This is a genomic window from Sodalis sp. RH20, from assembly GCF_047324205.1.
In the GTDB taxonomy this organism is placed as follows: domain Bacteria; phylum Pseudomonadota; class Gammaproteobacteria; order Enterobacterales; family Enterobacteriaceae; genus Acerihabitans.
The window spans coordinates 301077-326451 of the sequence record NZ_CP178733.1 but is presented as its reverse complement, the minus strand read 5'-3'; the positions used below and the strand labels follow the sequence as shown (position 1 = coordinate 326451).

General features: G+C 59.5%; 20 protein-coding genes. 7 read left to right on the top strand and 13 right to left on the bottom strand.

Annotated features, from left to right (window positions below):
* Window positions 1–77: 77 nt before the first annotated feature.
* Entirely contained in the window at window positions 78–821 is a 744-nt protein-coding gene (locus ACL2XM_RS01540; protein WP_413729657.1) for an SDR family NAD(P)-dependent oxidoreductase, read from the top strand.
* Between the two features lie 448 nt (window positions 822–1269).
* On the opposite strand, the gene ACL2XM_RS01535 is transcribed toward ACL2XM_RS01540, so the two are convergent.
* The 3 genes from ACL2XM_RS01535 to guaB all read right to left on the bottom strand — a co-directional run bounded on the left by ACL2XM_RS01535 (window position 1270) and on the right by guaB (window position 5562).
* Window positions 1270–2094, bottom strand: a complete 825-nt coding sequence (locus ACL2XM_RS01535; RefSeq protein WP_413732173.1) for an isocitrate lyase/PEP mutase family protein — start codon at window positions 2092–2094, stop codon at window positions 1270–1272.
* A 276-nt stretch (window positions 2095–2370) separates the two neighbouring features.
* Window positions 2371–3948 carry a glutamine-hydrolyzing GMP synthase gene (guaA, locus tag ACL2XM_RS01530; protein WP_413732172.1) on the bottom strand — a complete coding sequence of 526 codons (1578 nt, stop codon included), beginning with the start codon at window positions 3946–3948 and terminating at the stop codon, window positions 2371–2373.
* Between the two features lie 150 nt (window positions 3949–4098).
* Window positions 4099–5562, bottom strand: coding sequence for an IMP dehydrogenase (guaB, locus tag ACL2XM_RS01525; protein WP_410014021.1), 1464 nt, complete (start codon window positions 5560–5562; stop codon window positions 4099–4101).
* Between the two features lie 161 nt (window positions 5563–5723).
* On the opposite strand from guaB, the gene xseA reads away from it, so the two are divergent.
* The gene (gene xseA / locus ACL2XM_RS01520) at window positions 5724–7169 is read left to right on the top strand and encodes an exodeoxyribonuclease VII large subunit (RefSeq protein ID WP_413732170.1); all 1446 of its coding nucleotides are present in this window, start codon (window positions 5724–5726) and stop codon (window positions 7167–7169) included.
* Window positions 7170–7197: 28 nt separating this feature from the next.
* On the opposite strand, the gene ACL2XM_RS01515 is transcribed toward xseA, so the two are convergent.
* Window positions 7198–8421, bottom strand: coding sequence for an MFS transporter (locus tag ACL2XM_RS01515; protein ID WP_413729654.1), 1224 nt, complete (start codon window positions 8419–8421; stop codon window positions 7198–7200).
* Window positions 8422–8908: 487 nt separating this feature from the next.
* Between ACL2XM_RS01515 and mqo the strand changes: the two genes are divergently transcribed.
* From mqo to ACL2XM_RS01490, 5 genes are all read left to right on the top strand, one after another.
* Window positions 8909–10528, top strand: coding sequence for a malate dehydrogenase (quinone) (gene mqo / locus ACL2XM_RS01510; RefSeq protein WP_413732169.1), 1620 nt, complete (start codon window positions 8909–8911; stop codon window positions 10526–10528).
* 262 nt (window positions 10529–10790) lie between these two features.
* A complete protein-coding gene (locus tag ACL2XM_RS01505) occupies window positions 10791–14006 on the top strand; it encodes a beta-galactosidase (protein ID WP_413721170.1) in 3216 nt (1071 codons plus the stop codon).
* Window positions 13999–14451, top strand: coding sequence for an N-acetyltransferase family protein (locus ACL2XM_RS01500; RefSeq protein ID WP_413721171.1), 453 nt, complete (start codon window positions 13999–14001; stop codon window positions 14449–14451). Before ACL2XM_RS01505 ends, ACL2XM_RS01500 begins: the two co-directional genes overlap by 8 nt.
* Window positions 14452–14596: 145 nt before the next feature.
* Complete coding sequence (locus tag ACL2XM_RS01495; RefSeq protein ID WP_413721172.1) at window positions 14597–15631, top strand: M4 family metallopeptidase; 1035 nt, start codon at window positions 14597–14599, stop codon at window positions 15629–15631.
* Window positions 15632–15711: 80 nt separating this feature from the next.
* Entirely contained in the window at window positions 15712–16053 is a 342-nt protein-coding gene (locus tag ACL2XM_RS01490; protein WP_410014014.1) for a protealysin inhibitor emfourin, read from the top strand.
* Here the strand turns inward: ACL2XM_RS01490 and ACL2XM_RS01485 are convergent.
* The 9 genes from ACL2XM_RS01485 to ACL2XM_RS01445 form a co-directional block, all read right to left on the bottom strand.
* Window positions 16050–16271, bottom strand: a complete 222-nt coding sequence (locus ACL2XM_RS01485; RefSeq protein WP_410014013.1) for a zinc ribbon domain-containing protein — start codon at window positions 16269–16271, stop codon at window positions 16050–16052. The two genes, ACL2XM_RS01490 and ACL2XM_RS01485, sit on opposite strands and share 4 nt — an antisense overlap.
* An 81-nt stretch (window positions 16272–16352) precedes the next feature.
* A complete protein-coding gene (der, locus tag ACL2XM_RS01480; RefSeq protein WP_413721173.1) occupies window positions 16353–17834 on the bottom strand; it encodes a ribosome biogenesis GTPase Der in 1482 nt (493 codons plus the stop codon).
* Between the two features lie 137 nt (window positions 17835–17971).
* Window positions 17972–19153 carry an outer membrane protein assembly factor BamB gene (bamB, locus tag ACL2XM_RS01475; protein WP_410014011.1) on the bottom strand — a complete coding sequence of 394 codons (1182 nt, stop codon included), beginning with the start codon at window positions 19151–19153 and terminating at the stop codon, window positions 17972–17974.
* 10 nt (window positions 19154–19163) lie between these two features.
* Window positions 19164–19787 carry a YfgM family protein gene (locus tag ACL2XM_RS01470; protein ID WP_410014010.1) on the bottom strand — a complete coding sequence of 208 codons (624 nt, stop codon included), beginning with the start codon at window positions 19785–19787 and terminating at the stop codon, window positions 19164–19166.
* A 13-nt stretch (window positions 19788–19800) separates the two neighbouring features.
* Window positions 19801–21075, bottom strand: coding sequence for a histidine--tRNA ligase (gene hisS, locus ACL2XM_RS01465; RefSeq protein WP_410014009.1), 1275 nt, complete (start codon window positions 21073–21075; stop codon window positions 19801–19803).
* A 23-nt stretch (window positions 21076–21098) separates the two neighbouring features.
* Window positions 21099–22220 carry a flavodoxin-dependent (E)-4-hydroxy-3-methylbut-2-enyl-diphosphate synthase gene (gene ispG, locus ACL2XM_RS01460; RefSeq protein WP_413721174.1) on the bottom strand — a complete coding sequence of 374 codons (1122 nt, stop codon included), beginning with the start codon at window positions 22218–22220 and terminating at the stop codon, window positions 21099–21101.
* A gap of 31 nt (window positions 22221–22251) precedes the next feature.
* Window positions 22252–23238, bottom strand: a complete 987-nt coding sequence (gene rodZ / locus ACL2XM_RS01455; RefSeq protein ID WP_413721175.1) for a cytoskeleton protein RodZ — start codon at window positions 23236–23238, stop codon at window positions 22252–22254.
* Entirely contained in the window at window positions 23228–23983 is a 756-nt protein-coding gene (pilW, locus tag ACL2XM_RS01450; protein WP_410014006.1) for a type IV pilus biogenesis/stability protein PilW, read from the bottom strand. The genes rodZ and pilW overlap by 11 nt, the downstream gene beginning before the upstream one ends.
* 83 nt (window positions 23984–24066) lie before the next feature.
* Window positions 24067–25263, bottom strand: coding sequence for a bifunctional tRNA (adenosine(37)-C2)-methyltransferase TrmG/ribosomal RNA large subunit methyltransferase RlmN (locus tag ACL2XM_RS01445; protein WP_410014005.1), 1197 nt, complete (start codon window positions 25261–25263; stop codon window positions 24067–24069).
* Between the last annotated feature and the right edge of the window lie 112 nt (window positions 25264–25375).

The window sequence follows — 25375 nt, the reverse complement described above, 5'->3', positions numbered from 1 at the left end:
GCTACTTGTTAAGTGGAGGATACCTCCATATAATAAATGGAGCAATCCTCCACTTGATACGAAAGCGAGCTTACGACATGGCGAAACGATTTGAAAATAAGGTTGTGGTGGTTACGGGCGGCACGGACGGCATCGGTTTGACCACGGCGGCGTCCTTCGCGGAACAGGGCGCTCATGTGTACATCACTGGCCGCCGCCAAGAGCGCCTAAATGAGGTTCTGAAGGAAATCGGGCACGGTGCCATTGGGGTGCAAGGCGATGTCAGCAATCTTGCCGACCTTGATCGTCTGTACGCACAGATCCAGCGAGAGAAAGGTCGCGTGGATGTGGTCTTCGCCAATGCTGGCGTATCGGAATCCGCACCCATCGGTGGCATCGAGGAAGACCATTTCGATCGCGTGTTCGGCATCAATGTGAAGGGCACGGTCTTCACGGTGCAAAAAGCCCTGCCGCTGATGTCTGCTGGCGGCGCGGTTGTGCTGGCTGGATCAGGAGCAGGCAGCAAGGGCTTTGCAAATCTATCTGTCTACAGCGCGACGAAGGCGGCGATCCGCTCGCTCGCCCGCACCTGGACGACCGACCTGAAAAATCAGGGCATTCGGGTGAATGTCGTTTCGCCGGGCATGGTACTGACCCCGGCAATGCAGACCTATCTGCAAAACAACGCCGGCGCTGAAGAATGGATGCAGCAAACCATCCCGTTCGGCAGGCTCGCCACGACTGAAGAAATCGCCAAAGCCGTGCTATTTCTGGCGTCGGACGAAAGCAGCTTCATCGGTGGTGAGGAACTGTTCGTTGATGGTGGCTTCGTGGCCGTCTGATATGCGGTGCGACCCTTCAGTTTTGCGGCCTGTGGTAAGGCCGTCTAGCCGACTGGCGACGACAGGTTAATTCGCTCTTCGGGGCGACAATAAGGCCACTGGGTCTACCGCGCATTTTCGCCAGTCCGAGGGGGGTGAAAAGAAAGATTCCCTTTTTATCTTTGTCATTTGTCGCCTAAGTCCAACGTTTTGCGACAACACCTCGCCGTCGGTTTTTCCTGGCGCTCAGACGTTGCAAAAGTCAGTCGCAAATTCCCTATAATATGCGGCAATATTTGCAACACAATGGGGGCGCCATGAGAGACAAACACAGCCCCTGTACGCTCGACCTGGAAAGCGGCCACCTGCGGATCGGTTACGCCAGGGTATTGACCGATGATCGGGGCTTGAGGGATCAGCGCGACGAATTGCATACGGCAGGCAGAAATGCAAACCTGAGCTTAGAAGGCTAAGCACCTTCAGACTTTCTAAAAAATGCCTCCAGTTCGGAGAAACCAATAGCCTTCTTTGAATAACCGAAAGTACCTTCAGCGCATATCTCGCGGGCTGCCTGAACAAAAGAACCGTATGCCAGTCTGGCCATTGATGCACCAACGCTGATACGTTTCACTCCCGCTTCGGCCAGTTGCACAACACTGAACGTCTCACCCGGCAATCCCATAACAACGTTAACTGGCCTTGTCACTGATTCACAAACGGTCTTGATCATTGAAAGATCGTGAAGGCCGGGAGCATAAAGTACATCAGCTCCCGCCTTTTCAAAAGCTTGTAATCTCAGGATCGTATCATCCAAATCAGGACGTCCCCACATAAAATTCTCGGCGCGAGCCGTGATCACAAAATCATGATCCAGCGCTTCTCGTGCTTTTACTGCGGCTTCAATACGATCGACTGCGAGGCTTAAACCATAGACCGGGGCATCGGGCAGACCGGTATGATCTTCGAGGGAGCAACCTGCCAGACCAATATTGACCGCAATTTTTATGGTTTCCGCGGCACTGTCCGGATCATCACCAATTCCTTTTTCAAGATCCGCTGACACTGGCAGAGACGTTGATTCAACAATGGCCTGACAATGATCAATAGTCTGCTTCCACGAAACCCGCCCTTCAGGTACACCTAAGGAGAATGCAAGACCGGCGCTGGTCGTAGCAAGTGCCTTGAATCCCATACTTTCAAGTATTCTGGCCGTCCCAATGTCCCAGGGATTAGGAATAATAAAAGTATCCGGCATTTCATGAAGGAGCCGAAAAGCCTTGCTTTTATCTCCCATAAATGTCCCCTTGAGTGGTATTAATTTGTTTTAAATGGCTGGAAATCATTCGGGGCCATCCGTTGATTATCAAACTAAATACACAGCTGTTTTCGCCGTGGAGAGTTTCATCACCCTATATCAAAAAACTCATTCGAGGCAACCGACCTTATGCTGGAGTTCTATTCCATATAAAGCCAGATGGATTCCCATGGCCCACAAAAAAAAATCGCCAATAAATCCTATGATTTTACTGGCGATTTTAGACGTTAGCGGAACTCAGTGGATGCTAAAAACTTATTCCCACTCAATCGTCGCCGGCGGTTTCCCCGATATATCGTAAACCACCCTTGAAATCCCATCGACTTCATTGATGATTCTGTTAGACACCCGGCCCAGGAACTCATAGGGCAAATGCGCCCAGTGAGCGGTCATAAAGTCGACGGTTTCCACCGCGCGCAGCGAGACCACCCAGTCGTATTTGCGGCCGTCGCCCATGACGCCCACCGAGCGTACCGGCAGGAATACGGTAAATGCCTGGCTGACCTTATGGTAGAGCTCGGCCCGGTGCAGTTCCTCGATAAAAATCGCGTCGGCGCGGCGCAGCAGGTCGCAATATTCTTTCTTCACTTCGCCCAGCACGCGCACGCCAAGACCCGGTCCCGGGAAGGGGTGACGATAAAGCATATCGTAGGGCAGGCCCAGCTCCAGGCCGATTTTGCGCACTTCATCCTTGAACAGTTCTTTCAGCGGCTCCACCAGGCCCAGTTTCATCTCTTTCGGCAGGCCGCCGACGTTGTGATGGGACTTGATGACATGGGCCTTGCCGGTGGCGGAGGCGGCGGATTCGATCACATCCGGGTAGATGGTGCCCTGCGCCAGCCATTTGACCAGGGATTGTTTGCTGGCTTCCTGATCGAAAACCTCGACAAATACCCGGCCGATGATTTTGCGTTTGGCCTCCGGCTCGTCCACGCCGGCCAGCGCACTGAGAAAACGCTCTTCGGCGGCGACATGGACGATATTCAGGCCGTATTTCTGGCCGAACATTTCCAGCACCTGGTCGGCTTCGTGCAGGCGCAGCAGGCCGTTATCGACAAACACGCAGGTTAAACGCTTGCCGATGGCGCGGTGCAGCAGCATGGCGGTGACCGAGGAGTCCACCCCGCCCGACAGACCGAGGATCACGTGATCCTCGCCTATCTGCGCGCGCAGCCGGCTGACCGCGTCCTCGATGATCTTATCCGGCGTCCACAGGGCCTCGCACTGGCAGATATCAAGGACAAAGCGTTGCAGAATGCGCTGTCCCTGGCGGGTATGGGTCACTTCCGGGTGGAATTGCACGCCGTAAAAACGCCGTTCTTCGTCGGCCATAATGGCGAACCGGCAGCTTTCGGTGCTGGCGACGGTAACAAAACCCGCCGGAATGCCGGTGACCTTGTCGCCGTGGCTCATCCACACATCGAGCAGCGGCTGGGTGTTGACGCTTAAGGAATCCTGGATATCGCGCACCAGCTGGCTGTCGGCCACCACCTCGACCTGGGCGTAGCCGAACTCGCGCTGGCTGGAGCCTTCCACCCGGCCGCCCAGCTGCATGGCCATGGTCTGCATGCCGTAGCAAACGCCCAAGACCGGCACGCCGGCCCGGTACACATAGTCCGGGGCGATGGGGCTGTTCAGTTCGGTGGTGCTTTCCGGGCCGCCGGAAAGGATGATGCCGCTGGGGGCGAAGGCGCGGATCTGCGCCTCCGTCACGTCCCAGGCCCAGAGTTCGCAATAAACGCCGAGCTCACGGACGCGGCGGGCGATCAGCTGCGTATATTGCGAGCCGAAGTCCAGGATCAGGATGCGGTGTTGATGAATATTGTCTGTCATAGAAGGCATATTCCAGGAGCGGATAGCAAATAAAATACGTCCCGGCCGCGGCCGGGAAGAATAACAGCTGGGAGGGCCATTCCTCGGCCATCCGAAGCGTAATTGACTGCGGGCCGCCGACGCGGGTCAACGCCGCGCCGCGCGCAGCGCTTAGCCCATGCGGTAATTCGGGGATTCTTTGGTGATGGCGACGTCATGGACGTGGCTTTCCTGAATACCCGCGCCGCTGATACGCACAAATTCAGCCTTGGTGCGCAGCTCGTCGATAGTAGCACAGCCGGTCAGGCCCATACAGGAGCGCAGCCCGCCCATTTGCTGGTGGACGATTTCCTTCAGGCGGCCTTTATACGCCACCCGGCCTTCGATACCTTCCGGCACCAGCTTGTCGGCGGCGTTGTCGGTCTGGAAATAGCGATCGGAGGAGCCCTTGGACATGGCGCCGAGCGACCCCATACCGCGATAGGATTTAAACGAACGGCCCTGGTAGAGCTCGATTTCACCGGGGGATTCCTCGGTGCCGGCCAGGAGCGACCCGACCATGACGCAGGAGGCGCCGGCGGCGATGGCCTTGGCGATATCGCCGGAGAAACGGATACCGCCGTCGGCGATAACCGGGATGCCGGTGCCTTCCAGCGCTTCCACCGCATCGGAAATGGCGGTGATTTGCGGCACACCCACGCCGGTGACGATACGGGTGGTGCAGATGGAGCCGGGACCGATGCCCACTTTAACCGCGCTGACGCCCGCCTCGACCAGCGCGATGGCGCCGGCGCCGGTGGCGATATTGCCGCCGATAATCTGCAGGTCGGGATATTTGGCGCGGGTGGCGCGGATACGTTCCAATACGCCCTCGGAATGGCCGTGGGAGGAATCGATCAGCAATACGTCGACGCCGGCGGCGACCAGCGCGTCGATACGCTCTTCGTTACCGGCGCCGGCGCCTACCGCCGCGCCTACCCGCAGGCGGCCGTGCTCGTCCTTGCAGGCGTTGGGCTTGCGCTCCGCTTTCTGGAAATCCTTGACGGTAATCATGCCGAGCAGATGGAAATGCGCATCCACCACCAGCGCTTTTTCCACGCGCTTTTCATGCATTTTCTGCAGCACGACTTCGCGCGCCTCGCCTTCTTTTACCGTGACCAGGCGCTCTTTCGGCGTCATGACCGCGGTAACCGGCTGGGACAGGTCGGTGACAAAACGCACGTCGCGGCCGGTGATAATGCCCACCAGCTCGTTGTCGTCGGTGACCACCGGGTAGCCGGCAAAACCGTTACGGGCGGTCAGTTCCTTTACCTGGGATAAGGTGGTGGCGGGAGTAACGGTCTTGGGATCGGTGACCACGCCGCTTTCGTGTTTTTTCACCCGGCTGACTTCTTCGGCCTGGCGTTCGATGGACATATTTTTATGGATAAAACCAATGCCGCCTTCCTGGGCCAGGGCGATAGCCAGGGGCGCTTCAGTCACGGTATCCATGGCGGCGGAGAGCAGCGGAATATTCAGGCGTATTTTTTTAGTCAGTTGCGTGCCGAGTTCGGCCGTGTTGGGTAACACCGTGGAATGTGCAGGTAACAGGAGGAGATCGTCGAACGTTAGAGCTTCTTTTGCGATACGTAACATAGCAATATCTCACCAGGATGAATGTATAAAATATTGCCGTGGCATTATACAGAACGTAACCGGTTGCCTCCAGCACTTTTTAAAAAAAATGCTTGATCTGCGCTGAGCGATAAGTAACATCAATCGATTAACCCTTATTTATAGAAGTTGATCTGGCTCACATGTCTTCACCGCCCACCGCTTTGATTTTTACCGTCTCCCGTCTTAACCAGACGGTGCGCGAACTGCTGGAAGGCGAAATGGGCCAGGTCTGGCTGACCGGCGAAATCTCCAACTTCTCGCAGCCCGCCTCCGGCCACTGGTATTTTACGCTGAAGGACGATCGCGCCCAAGTGCGTTGCGCGATGTTTCGCAACAGCAACCGGCGGGTAACCTTCCTGCCGCGCAACGGCCAGCAGGTGCTGGTGCGGGCGGCGCTGACGCTGTACGAACCGCGCGGCGAATACCAGTTGGTAACCGAAAGCATGCAGCCCGCCGGCGACGGCCTGCTGCAACAGCAATTCGAGCAGCTTAAGCAGCGCCTGTCCGCCGAAGGTCTTTTTGACAGCATCCATAAGCAGCCTTTGCCCAGCCCGGCCCGCCGGGTCGGCGTGATCACCTCCGCCAGCGGCGCGGCGCTGCATGATATCCTCAATATTCTGCGGCGCCGGGATCCCTCGTTGCCGGTGGTGATTTATCCCACCCAGGTGCAGGGCCAGGACGCGCCGGCGCAGATCGTGCGCGCCATCGAGGCCGCCAACCGGCGCGGCGAGTGCGACGTGCTGATCGTGGGCCGCGGCGGCGGTTCGCTTGAAGATCTCTGGGGCTTTAACGATGAGCGGGTGGCGCGGGCGATTTTTGCCAGCCGCCTGCCGGTGGTGAGCGCGGTCGGCCATGAAACCGATGTCACCATCGCCGATTTTGTCGCCGACCTGCGCGCCCCTACCCCTTCGGCGGCGGCGGAGCTGGTCAGCCGCAACCAGCTGGAGCTGGCGCGGCAATTACAATCCCAGCAGCAGCGCCTGGAAATGGCGATGGACTATTTTATGGCGCAGCGCCAGCAGGTCCTGACCCGGATGCAGCACCGCCTGCAGCAACAGCATCCGCACCTGCGCCTGGCGCGCCAGCAAACGGCGCTGATAAAACTGCGCCGCCGGCTGGACGACAGCCTGCAGGGGCAGCTGCGCCAGGCGCGCTTACGCCAGGAGCGTTTGCTCCAGCGCCTGGGCCAGCGGGCGCCGCTGCCGCGCATTAATCACGCGCAGCAGCGCTTACAGTCTTTAGGCTACCGGCTACGGCAGGCGATCGGCGGCCGCTTGAACCAGCAGGGACAAATACAGGCGCTGCGCTACCGGCTGGCGCAGGGCATCACCCGGCAGTTAAGCGGGGAGCAGCGGACCTTCGGCATGCTGTGCTCCCAGCTGGAAGCGGTCAGTCCGCTGAAAACGCTGGCGCGCGGGTTCAGCGTTACCACCGATGCCAAGGGGGCGCTGGTCAAACGGGCCCGGCAGGTGAAGGCGGGGGATATCCTGTCAACACGTCTGGAAGACGGGCGGGTGGAAAGCCAGGTGCTGAGCGTCACGCCCGCCGCGGCGAAACCCGCGCGGCGCGCCAAGGACGCCAATTAACGCCCGGGGCCGGCCCCCGGACGCCTGATTATTTCTGATTACCGCGCGCAGAGGCCAGGCGGGCAAAAGCGTTATAGCCCGCGCCAATCACCAGCAATGCGCAGGTGCCGAAAAACACCGGCCGCATACCAAAATGCCCGCCGATAACCCCGCCCAGCAGCGGTCCCGCCACCTGGCCGACATATTGCGCCGAGGTGGAATAACCCAGCATCCTGCCGGCAATCTTGTCCGGCACGTTATGGCGGATAACGCTGGCGATACAGGGCAGCAGCCCGCCCAGCGCCACGCCCATAAAAAAGCGCAATACCACCAGTTGCCAGCCGCGGGTGACCATCGCCTGCGGGATCAGCAATAACCCCGCGACCAGCAGGCAACCGATTATCACCGTCCACGGCCCGTTGCGATCGGCCAGCCTGCCGAGCCAGGACGCGGAGACAATGCTGCCCAGCGCCGCGCTGGCCATCACCAGTCCGGCGACAAACGTCACCTGCGTGGACGCCACCAGTTGCGCCACGTACAGGGTGATAATCGGCTCGATGGACATATTGGCCACCATCAGCAGCGCGCCGGTAATCAGCATCGCCAGCACCGGCCGGGTAAACCCGGCGGCCTCCTCCGGCACGCTCTCTTTTTTGCGCCTGATGGTGGCGCCCGGTTCTTCCCGCAACAAAAACGTCGTCGCCAGGAAGGAGATAAAAATCGTCGCGCCGGCCACCATAAACGTGGCGCGGATGCCGATAAGCGGCGGCAGGGTGCCGCCTATCAGCGGACCGATGAAATTACCGGCCATGATGCCGGAAGACAGGACGCCCAGCGCCCAGCCGGTGCGCGCTTTGGGGGTTTGGGTCGCCACCAGGATCATGGACCCCGACGCATAGCCCCCCAGCAGGCCGGCCAGCAGGCGCAGCGCCACCAGTTGCCAGACGCTGTGCGCCATGCCCAGCAGCGTCATGGCGACCGCCATGCCGAGGCTGGCGCGGATCAGCATCAGCTTGCGGCCATAGCGATCGCCCAGGCGTCCCCACAGCGGCGCGGTCAGCGCCGCGCTGAAAAAGGTGGCGCCATAGGCCAGGCCCGACCAGAGGCTGATGGCGGCGTGGGTCGTTGCGCCCAGCTGTTCTACATACAGGGGCAGGAACGGCAGCAGGAGGGTCATGGCGATAATGGTGGTGAACGAACCAAAGACGCAGACAAACAAATTTTGTTGCCAGTAGCGGCTGCCGTCAGCCGAATCCGTCGGGGTGCTTGTCATATCCTTCCTGAGATCTGTGATGGCCATGGATTGGCGGAAATAATTACCCACACGTCGCCGTAGTGCTCCCGAGTAGCAAAAATAATATCAATCCAGCCGCCATGAAAACAACTTCTGCGCCAGGGAAAAAAAGGGTGAAATGACGAGCTGCTAATTATTCCCGTAATAGAGAGGATCCGGCTGCCTAATGGGTAAACCATCGCAGATTACACTTAAAATGCCTTTTTTGTCCTGATAAAAAGAGAGTAAGCATTTGTTAATGAAAGGTAAAAATTAATCATCACCTTTGGACAACCACCTGTTTATCAACCATTTACAACCTATAAGCTTTATGTATCTTAACCAGGTGATAACATCACTTTTTAGTTTACTTAGCCGTTGACGGCTAATAGAATCAAAAACGCTAAGCAGACAGTATTGGGCTCAAAGCAACCTCAATAATATTGCCCTGCGGTATACTTAATTTTCTTAAATAGAGACACTGCGCATGAACGAGCATTTCATCGCACCCCTTTGCATGAATTTGTTGGCATCGTCCCAACGGCAAACGGCTGCGAATAACGCCCCGGTGGATGTTGTCCTGATCGGCGGTGGAGTCATGAGCGCTACGCTTGGAACCTACCTTAAGGAACTTGAGCCAGACTGGACCATCAATATGTATGAGCGTCTGGATAAGACCGCGGAAGAGAGCTCCAATGGCTGGAATAACGCCGGCACCGGCCATGCGGCGTACTGCGAGTTAAATTACACCCCGGAAATGGCCGACGGCTCGATTGATATCACCAAAGCGGTGGCGGTCAACGAGGCGTATGAAATTTCCCGCCAATTCTGGGCCTATCTGGTAAAAAATAATATTCTCGGCGCCCCCAAATCCTTTATTAATAACGTTCCCCATATGAGTTTTGTCTGGGGAGAGGAAAACGTTAATTTCCTGCGCAAGCGTTATGCCGCGCTGCAGGGCAGCACGTTATTCCAGGGCATGGAATATACCGAGGACAGCCACGTCATCAGGCAGTGGGCGCCGATGATCATGGCGGGCCGCGACACGTTCCAAAAGGTGGCGGCCACGCGCATGGCCATGGGCACCGACGTCAACTTCGGCGAACTGACGCGGCAGATGCTCGCCGCGCTGGAACGGCGGCCGAACGTTAACCTGCACCTGCGCCACGACGTGCTGGATATCAGCCGCAACGACGACAGTACCTGGACGGTAAAAGTCGCCGACCTGAACAACAACGGCCGGCAAAGCTCGGTGCGCGCACGCCATATTTTTATCGGCGCCGGCGGCGCGTCGCTGACGCTGCTGCAAAAATCCGGCATTCCCGAAGCCCGGGGTTATGCCGGCTTTCCGGTGGGCGGCAAGTTCCTGGTGACCACCCGGCCTGAGGTGGTCAACGGCCATCTGGCGAAAGTTTACGGCAAGGCGTCGGTCGGCGCGCCGCCGATGTCGGTGCCGCATATCGATACCCGCATGCTGGACGGCGAGCGCACCCTGCTGTTCGGCCCCTACGCCACGTTCAGCAGTAAATTCCTTAAACGCGGCTCCTGGTTTGATTTGTTCGGTTCGCTGACGTGGCAGAACCTGATGCCGATGATCCGTGTCGGCCTGGATAATTTCGGCCTGCTGGGATACCTGGTGAGTCAATCGTTTATGTCGGATAAAAAACGGCTGGCGGCGCTGAAGGAATATTATCCCGAGGCCAGGCTGGAGGATTGGGAACTGACCGACGCGGGCCAGCGGGTGCAAATCATTAAAAAAGACGCCAGGAAAGGCGGCATCCTGCAGTTCGGCACCGAGGTGGTCAGCTCGGCGGACGGCAGTCTGTCGGCGCTGCTTGGCGCGTCGCCCGGCGCCTCGACCGCCGCGCCGATTATGCTGCAACTGCTTGAGAGCATGTTCAAAGAGCAGGCAGCCTCCCCCGCCTGGCGCGCCAAGCTCCAGGAAATCATCCCCTCCTACGGCCGCCCGCTCGACGGCAGCGTTGAAATGACCAATAAAATACGCGCCTATACCAGCGGGATCCTGCAGCTGGCCTGCGTCGAGGCTACCCAGGGCAGCGCCGCAGGGTCCGCCGGCCTGTGGGATACCTTGCCCAAAGCCATCTAGCGCGCACAGCGCCCGGCTATGCGCCGGCCGCCCGCCGCGGCAAGCAAGCGCCCGGCGGTCATCGCGTTTTTTCCCCCGCCAAGCCGCCTTGCCCCGGCGGCCGGGTGCACGGACCCTGAACGCCCCTGTCCGCCGTTTGGCGATGGCGTATACATTGGCATTTAACTGAAATACTATGTGAACAAAGTACATGCTTTCCCTGCCGGCCATGGCATCACCGCCAAAGACGCCCGGGCAATCATCACCCTAAAGAAGGTATGCCATGCCGCTATCCCCGACACAAGAAAACAGCCCGGCATCGTCGTTATCCTCGCTGGCGGCGGTGCTGGCGCGCGGGGATTGGCAAAATCCCGGCGCGACCCATTACCGCAGGCTGCCCGCCCATCCGCCCTTCCATAGCTGGCGCGACGAGGAACTGGCGCGTCGGGACACCGAAAGCGAACAACGCCGTTCCCTGGACGGCGAATGGCGTTTCAGCTATTTCCCACGCCCCCAGGCGGTACCGGAAAGCTGGCTGGAGGACGATCTGCCCGGCGCGCAGGCCATGGCCGTGCCGTCAAACTGGCAAACCGCCGGTTATGACCGGCCCATTTATACCAATGTCAAATACCCTATCCCGGTCAATCCGCCCTATGTGCCCGAGGATAATCCCACTGGCTGCTATTCGCGGGATATTCTGCTGCCCGACGGCTGGGCCGGCCAGGGCCGGACGCGGATTATTTTCAACGGCGTTAATTCGGCGTTTTATTTGTGGTGCAACGGACACTGGGTGGGGTATTCGCAGGATAGCCGCCTGCCGGCGGAATTTGACCTGAGCGATTATGTGCATCAGGGCCGCAACCGGCTTTGTGTTTTAGTGTTGCGCTGGAGCGACGGCAGCTATCTGGAAGATCAGGATATGTGGCGTATGAGCGGCATTTTCCGCCCGGTGTCCCTGCTGCATAAACCGCCGGTCGGTTTTACGGATATCCGTATTCACACCCGGCTGGATGCCCTGTTGCATGACGCCGTGCTGGACGTGGACATCGCGATTACCCCTCAGGCCGCCGGCGCCGCCTCGGACTATAGCGTCGAGGTCGCCCTCTGGCGGGGTGACCTGCGCGTGGCCGCTCAATGTTCTGCGCTCGGCAGCGCGATAATCGACGAGCGCGGCCGCTATCCGGAGCGGGTTACCCTGGCGCTGCCGGTGGCCGCGCCGCGCCTGTGGAGCGCCGAAACGCCGGATTTATACCGGGCGGTGGTGGCGCTGCGCGACGGCCGGGGCGCGCTGGTGGAAGCCGAGGCATATGACGTAGGCTTTCGCCGGGTGGAGATACGCGACGGCCTGCTGCGCCTTAACGGCCAGCCGCTGCTGATCCGCGGCGTTAACCGTCACGAGCATCACCCGGCCCATGGCCAGGTCATGGACGAAGAAACGATGCGCCGGGATATCCTGTTGCTGAAACAGAATAATTTCAACGCGGTGCGCTGTTCGCATTACCCCAACCATCCGCTGTGGTATCGGTTATGCGATCGGTATGGCCTGTACGTGGTGGATGAAGCCAATATCGAAACGCACGGCATGGAACCCATGAGCCGGCTGGCCGACGACCCGGCCTGGTTTGCGGCATTCAGCGAACGGGTTACGCGCATGGTGCAATGCAACGGCAATCATGCCAGCATCATCATCTGGTCGCTGGGTAACGAGTCCGGCCACGGCGCCACCCATGACGCCTTGTATCAGTGGGTGAAAGCCCATGATCCCAGCCGGCCGGTGCAGTATGAAGGGGGCGGGGCCAATACCCGCGCCACCGATATCATCTGCCCGATGTATGCGCGCGTCGATGAAGATCAGCCGTTCCCGGCGGTGCCGAAATGGTCGATAAAAAAATGGATCGGCCTGCCCGATGAGCAGCGTCCGCTGATTTTATGCGAGTATGCCCACGCCATGGGCAACAGCCTGGGTGGTTTTGCCGCGTATTGGCGCGCCTTCCGCCAGCATCCGCGCCTGCAGGGCGGCTTTATCTGGGACTGGGCGGATCAGGCGCTCGAGCGCCAGGACGGCGAAGGCCGGATGTTCTGGGCCTACGGCGGCGATTTCGGCGATACCCCAAACGATCGCCAGTTCTGCCTTAACGGCCTGGTGTTTCCCGACCGCACCCCTCATCCGGCCCTGGTGGAGGCAAAGCACCAGCAGCAGTTTTTCCAGTTCCGCCTGCTGGACACCCGGCCGCTGAAAATAGACGTCGCCAGCGAATATCTGTTTCGCGCCAGCGATAACGAGCTGCTGCGCTGGACCCTTGAATGCGACGGCGATCCGCTGTTAAGCGGCGCGACGCCGCTGCGGCTGGCGCCGGGGCAACACGCCGCGCTGACGTTAGGCGACCTTCCGCCGCAGGCGGAAAAGGCGGGCGAATGGTATCTGCGCGTCAGCGTCGAGCAGCCTGCCGCCACCCCCTGGTCCCCCGCCGGACATCAGGCGGCTTGGGCGCACTGGAAACTGGCCCGCGGGTTTATGGCGCCCATCGTCCCCGGCCCCTCCCGCCCGACGGACGAAACGCCCAGTCTGACTGAGAATGCCGGCGAGTTTATCGTCCGCCATCACGATCAGCGCTGGATGGTGGATAAACAGCGCGGCCAGTTAACCCAGTGGTATCGCGGCGACGCGCCGGGTCTGCTCAGTCCCTTGACCGATCAGTTTATCCGCGCGCCGCTGGATAACGATATCGGCATCAGCGAAGCGGACTGCGTCGACCCCAACGCCTGGGTGGAGCGCTGGCGCGCCGCCGGCCTGTATGACCTTGAGCACCGCTGCCTGCGGCTTTGCGCCGATCAATTGGCGGATCGGGTTGTGTTCGAGGCGGTACACGGCTATTTCCACCAGGATCGCCTGCTGCTGCAAAGCCACTGGCACACGACCATCGACCATGCCGGCCAGATGGAAAACCGGGTCCGGGTGGTGGTGTCGCCGTCCCTGCCGCCCCTGGCGCGCGTCGGCGCGGCATGCCAGCTCGCCCCCGGCGCGCAGGAGGTGTCCTGGCTGGGGCTGGGGCCGCACGAAAACTATCCCGATCGCCTCGCCTCGGCGCAATTCTCCCGCTGGCGCCTGCCGCTGGATAAGATGTATACGCCTTATATTTTCCCGGTGGAAAACGGCCTGCGCTGTTTTACCCGTGAAGTGGCCTTCGGCGACTGGCGGATCGACGGCAATTTTCATTTTTCCCTTAGCCCCTACGGCACCGGGCAGCTCACCCGCGCCACCCACTGGCATTTGCTGCGACCGGAACCGGGCCTGTGGCTGCATCTGGACGCCCGCCATATGGGCGTGGGCGGCGATGACTCCTGGAGCCCGAGCGTGCATCAGGATTATCTGCTCTGTGAGCGGGAATATGATTACAGGTTACGTTGGCGGCGGGTATCCCTTGACAGCGCGGCCATTTTATCGCCAACACCGGTATCAACCTCGACCATACCGGACCGGGGAGGCGCCCATGACTGATGATACCAGGATAGTTATCCGTCCCATGACGCTTGCAGATAAAGAGGAATGGAAATTCCTCTGGCGCCGTTATTTAAGTTTTTACTCCACCATCCGCGACGATGCGCTATATGAGCATACCTTCGCGCGCCTGCTCGACCCGGCCTGCCCCGGCATGTTTGCCTATGTGGCGCTGTTGCAGGGGCATCTTATCGGCCTGGTCAATTGTATCGTGCACGATCACGGCTGGTATCATGAAAAAGTCGTGTACCTGCAGGACCTGTATGTGGAGGAATCGGCGCGCGGCAAAGGCGCGGGCCGGCAGCTGATCGAACGGGTTTACGCCCATGCGGACAGCCACGGCATGGCCAATGTGTACTGGACGACGCGCACCACGAACCATTCCGCCATGAAACTGTATGACAAGGTGGCCCATAAGACCGATTTTATCAAATACCAACGCTAGCCCCGCGGCGGGTGAGCCCGGTTTCTGGCGCGCCGCCCGCCACCGGCAACGACCTGCCGGCAGCCAAGGCTTAGCGATCCGCTTTGGTCGCGATGATAAAAACCCCTATACTTTAATAAAATGCTAATTATTGATAGGGGGTAAAATGGAAAACCTATACCGGCGGCACCTGAGCGTTATTCCACCCTATATACTGCGGCGCATTATCGAAAAAGGCAGCGAACACCAGCGCCAGTATGCCCGGCATACCCTGAACCATGTCTATAGCCTGATGGGACAGAACCCGGTGGCGGCCCGTTACCAGCCGACGGCGCAAGCCGGCACGGTGGAACGCGCCATTTATGACGCGCATAACACCACTAACCTGCCCGGCAAGGCGGTGCGGCGGGAAGGCCAGACGGCGGGGAACGACGTTGCGGTCAATGAAGCCTACGATTACCTGGGCGTCACCTACGATTTTTATTGGCAGGTGTTCCAGCGCAACTCGCTGGACGCCAAAGGGTTGCCGCTGACCGGCACCGTGCATTACGGTACCGATTACCAAAATGCCTTCTGGAACGGTGAACAAATGATATTTGGCGATGGCGACGGTGAAATATTTAACCGATTTACCATCGCTATCGACGTGGTGGCCCATGAATTAACCCACGGCGTCACGGAATCCGAGGCGAATTTAATCTACTTTGAACAGGCGGGCGCGCTTAACGAGTCGCTGTCGGACGTCTTCGGTTCGCTGGTGAAACAATATCACCTGGGACAAACCGCCAAACAGGCCGACTGGATCATTGGCGCCGGTTTGCTGGCCGCCACCATCAAGGGCAAAGGGCTGCGCTCGATGGCCAAGCCCGGCAGCGCCTACGACGACCCGGTGCTCGGCAAGGATCCCCAGCCCGCCGACATGGCCGGTTTTGTGCACACCCGCGAGGACAATGGCGGCGTGCATCTCAACTCCGGCATTCCCAACCGGGCGTTTTACCTGGCGGCCATAGCCCTGGGCGGCCATGCCTGGGAAAAAGCGGGGGCTATCTGGTACGCCACGCTGTGCGATAGCCAGTTAAAACAAAACGCCGACTTCGCCGCTTTCGCCAGACTGACCGTGAAACACGCCGGCGAGCGTTTTGCCGCTAAAGAGGCCAAGGCGGTGGAGCAGGCCTGGCGCGAGGTGGGCGTATTGTCTTAAGGCCCGTGCCGTTCGCCTCGGCAAGGGCCGGCATGCGGCCCGGAGTGGGTGTTGCGTTGACATAATGCCGGGAGAGCCTGATGGACCTGTTATCTTTATTAAACGAGCATGCGGTGATTGAACTGTCGCGCGAGGGGGGCTTTGCCTATATTCCCAAGCTTGCCGCCCAACAGCGTTTTGCCCTGTGCGACCTGTCGTCGGCGCAGCGGGAGCAGTTGTGCCATCTGGTCAGCCGCGTGGCGCTGCTGGCCCAGCACAGCGGGCAGAACCGCGCGCCCGGCAGCGGCGATCAGCGGTTTTACCGCATCCTGATCGTCGGCCAACCGCCGGGAGAGGCGCAGCCGGCACAGGCCGAAATCGTGGTGCCGGAGAGCAGCGCGCCGCCGGAATTGGAAATTTTATGGCAAAAGGGGACGTTTTAAAGCGCGGCGTAATGCCAGTCCACCCTTTTCCTGGAAATCAGGCCGTCGCCGCGCGGACAGAAATAATCCACCGCGCCGCAGGCCTTAAGCACGTCCAAGGGCTGCCCGCAGTCGGGACAGATAGCCTGCGCCTGAAAGCGGCGACGGCAATGCTCGCAAACCTGATCTTCGCCGTCGGCCTGCATCGGACCGGCGCATACCGGACACCGTGGCGTCATGATCGCCTCCCCCTTTCCCACGTGTAGCCGCACCCGGCCGCAATTCACCCGCTTAGCGCGGACCCGGTGGGCATCGCGTGCTTATTTACTTTTTTTAATGTGACTAATCAAACGCTTGCGTTTACGCATCTGGTTCGGCGTCAGCTTGTTATGCTTGCCGGCGAACGGGTTTTCCCCTTCATTGAACTGGATACGGATCGGCGTGCCCATGATTTCCAGCGAGCGGCGGAAATAATTCATCAGGTAGCGTTTATAGGAGTCCGGCAGGTTTTTGACCTGGGTGCCGTGGATCACCACAATCGGCGGATTATAACCGCCGGCATGGGCATATTTCGGTTTCACCCGGCGCCCGCGCACCAACGGCGGCTGATGCTCTTCCACCGCCATTTGCATGATTTTGGTCAGCATCGCGGTGCTGATGCGCTTGGTGGAGCAACGATAGGCTTCATTCACCGATTCGAATAGGTTGCCCACGCCGCTGCCGTGCAGGGCGGAAATAAAGTGCACCCGGGCAAAGTCGATAAAGCCCAGACGCATATCCAGGGTTTCCTTGACCTCGTCCTTGATCTCCTGCGTCAGGCCGTCCCATTTGTTCACCGCGATCACCAGCGATCGCCCGCTGTTAAGGATAAAGCCCAGCAGCGACAGGTCCTGATCCGAAATCCCCTCGCGGGCATCAATAATCAGCAGCACCACGTTGGCGTCTTCGATGGCCTGCAGGGTCTTGATCACCGAGAATTTCTCCACCGTCTCGGTAATCTTGCCGCGCTTGCGCACCCCGGCGGTATCGATAAGGATATATTCCCGCTCGTCGCGCACCATGGGGATATAGATACTGTCGCGGGTTGTGCCCGGCATATCGTAGACCACCACGCGATCCTCGCCCAGGATACGGTTGGTCAGGGTGGATTTGCCGACATTAGGACGCCCGACGATGGCCAGCTTGATCGGCAGGGACTGCGGATCGAACGCTTCTTCCTCGTCCTGCGGGATTTCGTAATCGTCCTCGTCTTCTTCGGTCCAGGGTTCCATGCCGGGATACTCGATAGGCTCCTCGACCGCGCCGCCATCGCCTACCAGCGGTAGCAAGACTTCTTCCATCAGGGCACTAACGCCGCGGCCATGGGAGGCGGCAATGGCGAAGACTTCACCCAGCCCGAGGGAATAAAAATCGCCCACCGCGCTCTCGGCATCAATGCCGTCGGTTTTGTTGGCTACCACCACCGTGGTTTTCTGCCGGCTGCGCAGGTGTTTGGCAATGCCCTGATCCGCCGCCATCAGTCCGGCGCGGCCGTCGACCAGGAACAGCACGATATCCGCTTCCTCGATCGCCACCAGCGACTGCCCGGCCATACGGGTTTCGACGCCATCCTCGGTGCCGTCGATACCGCCGGTGTCAACGACGATATACTCATGGCCTTCCCATTCTGCACGACCATACTTGCGGTCACGCGTCAGCCCCGGAAAATCCGCCACCAACGCATCGCGGGTATGCGTTAACCGATTAAACAGGGTGGATTTTCCTACATTCGGGCGCCCGACCAGCGCGACGACAGGTATCATTGTTACAACCTCATCAGGTAATTTTTCTGTTTCAGCACTTAATCAGGCTGATTATATAAGACAAAACGGCTCCTGAACATGTCAGGAGCCGTTAATGACCCGCGCGCCCAGACGTCAGCGGCGGATAAGCACAGGCATTAGCGGGTAAAGGCGTACACCTCGCCGCCGTTGGCCTGCAACAGCAGCTTGCCGCCGGCAACCACCGGATTGCTTTGCAAGCCGGAGCTGTCCACCTTAACCTGCGCGACAAAACGTCCGTCGTCGGTATTGATCCAGTGCATATAGCCCTCCGAGTCGCCAACGACGATATACCCGTCGAACAGCACCGGCGACGTCAGGTTGCGGTGCAGCAGCTCGCTTTGGCGCCACAGGGTAACGCCGCCCTGGGTATCCAGCGCAATCAGGCGATCGTCCTGATCGACCAGGTAAATGCGGCCGCCTTCGACGATAAGATCGTTGACCGAACCGATTTCACGGCGCCAGATAATTTGCCCGGAACGCAGATCCAGCGCCGCCAGGTTGCCGTTATAGGCCAACGCGTAGACCACGTTATTGACCACCACCGGCGTCATGTTGACATCACCGAGACGCGCGATTTCCGTCGCGCCGCTCGGCTGGGAAATACGCTGCTGCCAGATCAGCTGGCCCTGGGTCATCATCACCGCGCTGACCCGGCCGTTATCGCCGCCGACGATGGCCGCGCCAAACGCCGGCGTCGGCGCCGATTCGCCGCGCAGGGTCAGCGGCGGCATATCGAGGTTAACCGTCCACTTCACGGCGCCGTCGGTTTCGTTAAGACCCTGCAGCATGCCGTTGCTGGTATGGACCAGCACCAGGCCGTCGCTGACCACCGGCGTCGACAAGGCTTCGCCCGCCACCTTGGCCTGCCAGGCGATGGTGCCGTCCTCGGCGTTCAGCGCATAGACCTGGGCCTTTTCGCTGCCGACGAAAACATGCCCGTTGGCCACGGCCAGGCCGCCGGATAACAGCGCGGGAAGATTACGCGACAGGAAACCGGTCTTTTCCGACAGGTCCACCGACCAGATTTCCTTGCCGGTATCAATATCCATCGCGGTTACGGTACCGCGGCGGTCCGCGGCGAACACGCGGTTATCCTGCCAGGCGGGACGCAGGTTGGAGTAAAACTCGCCGGTACCATTACCGACCGAGCGGCTCCATACCTGGGTAGGCTGAAACTGATTGTCCACTTTCGGCAGCGGGGACATGGTCACCACATCTTCTTCACCGCTAAACCAGGAACAGCCGCTGAGCAAGGCAACGGAAATCAGACCTACGAAAAATGTTTTACGCAATTGCATGGGGTCCCTCTTAGCTGGACAGGTTATTCAGTTTCATGCGCAACAAGGCTTGTAATGCCTGAGGCGGGTTCGCTTTAAGCGCTTTATCGTACGCTTCACGCGCCGCTTGATTATTGCCTTTGATGACCTGCGCGTCGCCACGGGCATCTTCCACTAATGCCGACCAGCCGGCATGCGTTTCTTTTTCCAGGGTCTTCAGCGCGCCGTCGACGTTTTTCGCCTCGATCTGGACACGCGCCAGACGAATGTTTATCAGCGCCTGCAGGTTTTCTTCATTGGTCTGGGTCAGCGCTTTTTGCAGCTGCTTTTCGGCGGCGGCGAAATTACCGTTATCCACATAAAAACGCGCCAGATCCATGGAGGTCAGGGCGCCATAATTATTGTTGTTGGCGTCGGCGAATTTCTGCGCTGCGTCGACGGCGGGCGGGGCGGCGTCGTGGGTCAGCGCCGTGTTCACCTGCTGCCATGACGCAGACGACGCCATCATGGCGTCATTTTGATGGTTATGCCAATAACGCCAGCCCACCAACGCGGCGATACCGATGACCACGCCGATAACCAGCGCTTTACCGTTATCCGCAAAGAACCGACTGAGCGCTTCGCGCTGTTCGTTTTCCGAGCTGTAGACTTCCACGTGGTCCTTCTCCTTAACCTAATATCGATGCCAGGCGCGCCGCGACATCGCTTTGCGCCAGCGTTTCCTGGTCGCCCGTGGCCAAATTCTTCATCACCACCTGTTGGGCGGCGACTTCGTCCTCACCGAGCACCAGGGCCAGGCGCGCGCCCCATTTGTCGGCCCGGCCGAACTGCTTCTTAAAATTACCGCCGCCGTAATTGGTCATTAACCGCAGGTCGGGCAAGGCGTCGCGGATTTGCTCCGCCAGCGCCATTGCCGCGCCCTGGGTCTCATTGCCGGAGGAAATGAGGTAGACATCCACCACCGCCCTGGGCTTGAACTGCGGGTTCGCTTCCCGCACCAGCAGCACCAGGCGCTCCAGCCCCATGGCAAACCCTACCGCCGGCGTGGCGCGCCCGCCCAGTTGCTCGACCAGCCCGTCGTAACGGCCGCCGGCGCAGACGGTGCCCTGCGCGCCAAGGCTGGTGGTGACCCATTCAAAAACGGTACGGTTATAATAATCCAGGCCGCGCACTAAACGCGGATTAACCGTATATGGGATACCGGCCCGCGCTAAAAGTTCACACAGGCCGTCAAAGTGTTCGCGCGACTCGTCGTCAAGGTAGTCGGTCAAGACCGGCGCATCGTTCAGCAAGGCCTGGATGCCGGCATTTTTGGAGTCAAGTACGCGCAGCGGATTGGTATGCATGCGCCGGCGGCAATCATCGTCCAGCGCCTCCTCATGCTGCTCGAGGAAAGCCACCAGCGCCTCGCGATACCGCGCGCGCGCGTCCAGCGAGCCGATGGAATTCAGTTCCAGCGCCACATGTCCGTCGATGCCCAGCGCCCGCCACCAGCGCGCGGTCAGCAAAATCAGCTCCGCATCGACATCCGGCCCCGCCAGGCCGAACACCTCGACGCCCAGCTGATGGAACTGGCGATAGCGGCCTTTTTGCGGGCGCTCATAGCGGAACATCGGGCCAATATACCACAACCGCTGTTCCTGGTTGTACAGCAAGCCGTGTTCAATCCCCGCGCGCACGCAGCCCGCCGTGCCTTCCGGGCGCAGCGTCAGGCTTTCGCCGTTGCGATCCTCGAAGGTGTACATCTCTTTTTCCACGACATCGGTTACCTCGCCGATGGCGCGCTTGAACAAGGGCGTCTGCTCAACGATGGGCAGGCGAATTTCGCTATAACCGTAACCGGCCAGGACGTTCTTAAGCGTGCCTTCAATGCGCTGCCAGACAGCCGTATCTTCCGGCAAATAGTCGTTCATGCCGCGAATGGCCTGGATGTTCTTTGCCATGTCGATTCTCTTCGGGTTTTGAGTTACTTATCAATCAAATTAACGGTAATGCGATTGCTTTCATCAAGCATTGCCGCCTTAGCGCGAATTTTAGCCTCGAGCTGATCTATCATCTGCTCGTTATCAAAACGATCCCGCTGGCGCACGCCGTCTTCATAGAAACCGCTTTTATTATGGCCGCCGGTAACGCCGATGGTCGAGACCAGGGCTTCGCCCGGACCGTTGACCACGCAGCCGATAATCGAGATGTCCATCGGCGTGACAATGTCCTCCAGGCGCTGTTCGAGGGCGTTGACGGTGCCGATGACATCAAACTCCTGCCGCGAGCAGGTCGGGCAGGCGATAAAATTGATGCCGCGCGCGCGGATGCGCAGGGACTTGAGGATATCGAATCCCACCTTCACTTCCTCAACCGGGTCGGCCGCCAGCGAGATACGCAGGGTGTCGCCGATGCCCTCGCTCAGCAGCATCCCCAGGCCGATGGCGGATTTCACCGAGCCGCTGCGCATGCCGCCCGCTTCGGTAATGCCCAGATGCAGGGGCTGCTCGATGCGCGCGGCCAGCAGGCGGTAGGACTGCACCGCCAGGAAAACGTCGGACGCCTTGACGCTGACCTTAAACTGGTCGAAATTCAGTTTTTCCAGGATATCCACATGGCGCATGGCCGATTCCAGCAGGGCCTCGGGCGTGGGTTCGCCATACTTTTCCTGGATATCCCGCTCCAGCGAGCCGGCGTTGACGCCGATGCGGATCGGGATGTTTTTATCGCGGGCGCAGTCCACCACCGAGCGGATGCGCGCCTCGCTGCCGATATTGCCGGGATTGATGCGCAGGCAATCGACGCCGTACTCCGCCACTTTCAGCGCGATGCGGTAATCAAAATGGATATCGGCCACCAGGGGAACATTGACCTGCTGCTTGATAAGCCGGAAAGCCTCCGCCGCATCCATGGTGGGTACGGAAACGCGCACGATATCGACGCCCACGCGCTCAAGCGCCTGGATTTGCTTCACCGTCGCCGCCACGTCGGTGGTGCGGGTATTGGTCATCGACTGCACGGCAATAGGCGCGCCGTCGCCGATGGGCACGTTGCCTACGTTAATCCGGGTCGATTTGCGGCGGTTAATGGGTGCTTTATTATGCATTATGTTCTCTCCATAATTGCCGAACAGAAGCTTAGTTAGCCGCTATTGTAAATCGGGCAACCTGGTTTGACCTGACATAACGGCTAAGATCAACCGGCTTGCCCTGGAACTCAATCTGTACCGCGGCCGGCGCGCCGATTTTCAATTTATAGGGGGCCTGACCCGCCAGGTTAAGCTTGCCGCCGCTGCGCTGGGTGCCGCTGAACAGCTTCTTGCCGCTGGCATCCGAGACTTCGAGCCAGCAATCCGCGGTAAAATTCATCACCAGTCCGCCGCCGGCGGTGGTGTCGGACGGCGCCGGCGCGGGCTGTGATTCAGCCGGGGCGGGCGTGGGGGCGGAGCTTGCCGCGCTGTTGGGGGCCGGCACGGCCGCGCCCTGGGGCGTGGCGGGCTGGGGCGTGGCGGGCTGCGCCGCGGCGGGCGACTGGGCTAGCGGCACCGAATGTGCTTCGCTCTCCGCAGGCTGGTCGGCGGGGGGTTGCCCCACCTCGTCGGTGGACGTATTATCGCCGCCGTTCTGGGCGGCGGCGGTATTATCGCTATCCGCCCCCGTCGCGAGCCGGTTGGAGGACTGATCGGCCATATCGGTAATATCCTGCTGCTGCGCCTGGTGATTTTGCCACCACCACGCGCCGGTCAGGCCGATGACCACGAATAAAATCAGCCAGGTGAACCCCATCAGCCAGCCGTCCCGTTTTTTGCGGGTTTTCCCGAGGGAAAAACTCTGCATCGGAGCAACCTTCGAGGCCCGGATCGGCGCCTGTTTCGCCATCATCGGCAGGAGTTCTTCCTCAGAGACATGGACCAATCGGGCATAGGAGCGGATGTAGCCGCGTAAAAAGGTCGAGGCCAGGTTGGGGTTGGCTTTATCCTCTTCTATTTCCCTGACGGTAGTGACCTTCAGGCACAGGCGTTCCGCCACGGCTTGCTGGCTCAAACCCATTTGTTCACGGGCCTGACGCAGGCGTCCGCCTGTCGTCGTCGGTACTGCTTGATCTTGGAGGGCTTCAGTATTCATTAGCTAGGAACTGCTGGTACTGTTTAGATTGTGGAAAACTTCGCGCAAGCCGTGCGCCATAACGTTGTACGTCATTCTGGCGTCCCGCTAACGCAGCGAAACGAATCTGTAACCATAAACTTTCAGCGCTTGCCGGAAGAATATGCTGATAAACATCCAATAATAGTTGTGCTTTGTCGCCTTTCCCTTCACTGAATTGCCGGTCTGCTTCCGCCAGCAAAGGCACGCCTTTCTCCGGATCGTATTTTAGCGCGCGGCTAAGCAACGTCCGCGCCTCTTCTTTTTGGCCGGCCTTATAAAAGCAATAACCGGCGTTTTCCAGGCTGTCGGCAACCAGACCATAATCCGCCGCTTGCGCCGCGGCGGCAAACTGTTGTTGCGCCGGTACATACTGCCCTAAACTACATAAAAACGCACCGTAATTATTCAGAACAGTGGCGTTTTGCGGCGCCAGTTTCAGCGCCAGCCGGTAACGGCTGTCAGCGGCGTCGTTTTCACCGACCCGCTGCTCATAAAGCGCCATGCCCAGCTGCGTACGGTAATCGTCCGGCGCCGCTTTAACCGCCTTGGCGAGATTTTGCCGCGCCGCGTCAAGGTTATTGGCGGCCAGGTACTCCATGCCCAGCTGCAAACGCGTTTGCGCGGACTGGGCGGAAACATCGGTCGGCGGTTTTTCGCCGGCGCATCCATTCAATAAGGCAATAACCACTACTGCTGCTATCCCACTTAACCGCGTCAGCGTCATGCTTGTTCCCTTTATCCTGTTCTGTGAGCGTCCATGCCGTTAATCAAGGCGCGCGGACTCAATCCCGATGCCGTTTCCCGGCGTCAAACCGCCTTGACGTCAATCGGCTGGCCCGCCATACGCTTGCGCAGCGTTCTTTTGGTGCGATCGATGACGTCGCCGGCCAGTTGGCCGCAGGCGGCGTCGATATCGTCGCCCCGGGTCTTACGCACGATCGTGGTAAAACCATATTCCATTAATACTTTTGAAAACCGATCGATGCGGCTGTTGGAACTACGGCCGTAGGGCGCCCCGGGGAAGGGATTCCAGGGGATCAGGTTGATCTTGCACGGCGTGTCTTTCAGGCATTCCGCCAGCTGGTGGGCATGTTCAGTGCCGTCGTTGATATGATCCAGCATGACGTATTCCACCGTGACCCGTCCCTGGTTGGCATTGGATTTATCCAGGTAACGCCGCACCGAGCCGAGGAACGTTTCGATATTGTACTTTTTATTAATCGGCACGATTTCATCACGGATGGCATCGGTGGGCGCGTGCAGGGAAATAGCCAGCGCCACGTCAATCATTTCACCGAGCTTATCCAACGCCGGCACCACGCCCGAGGTCGACAGCGTCACCCGGCGCTTGGACAGGCCGAAGCCAAAATCGTCCATCATGATTTCCATCGCCGGCACCACATTGTTGAGGTTCAGCAGAGGTTCGCCCATGCCCATCATCACCACGTTGGTGATCGGACGCTGGCCGGTGACGCCGACGGCGCCGATAATCCTGGCGGCGCGCCATACCTGGCCGATAATTTCCGATACGCGCAGGTTGCGGTTGAACCCCTGCTGGCCCGTGGAGCAGAAAGTGCATTGCAGCGCGCAGCCCACCTGCGACGACACGCACAGGGTGGCGCGATCGTCTTCCGGGATATAGACCGTTTCCACCTGCTGGTCGCCGACCTTGATGGCCCATTTGATGGTGCCGTCGGTGGAGCGCTGCTCGGTCGCCACCTCGGGCGCGCGGATTTCGGTCAGCTCTTTTAACCTGGCGCGCAGATGTTTGTTGATGTCGGTCATCTGGTCGAAATCATCGCAGCAATAGTGATACATCCACTTCATCACCTGATCGGCGCGAAAGGGTTTTTCACCCAGGCCGGCGAAGAATTCCCGCATCTGCTGGCGGTTCATGTCCAGCAGGTTCAGTTTTTGATGGGCGGACGCGCCAGCCGGTGGCGCCGATGCGGGCGCGTCGGACAAGGCGTCCGAGACTGCCGCGGTGATAAGTTGTTCTGACATAATGTAGAAATGCCTCGTTATTACACGTTATGGCGTGGAAAAGATAAAAAAAGCCCCGGAGAGAGTGCGGACTAACTCCTCGTCAACTCCTGATCCGGGGCGCATTGGAAAT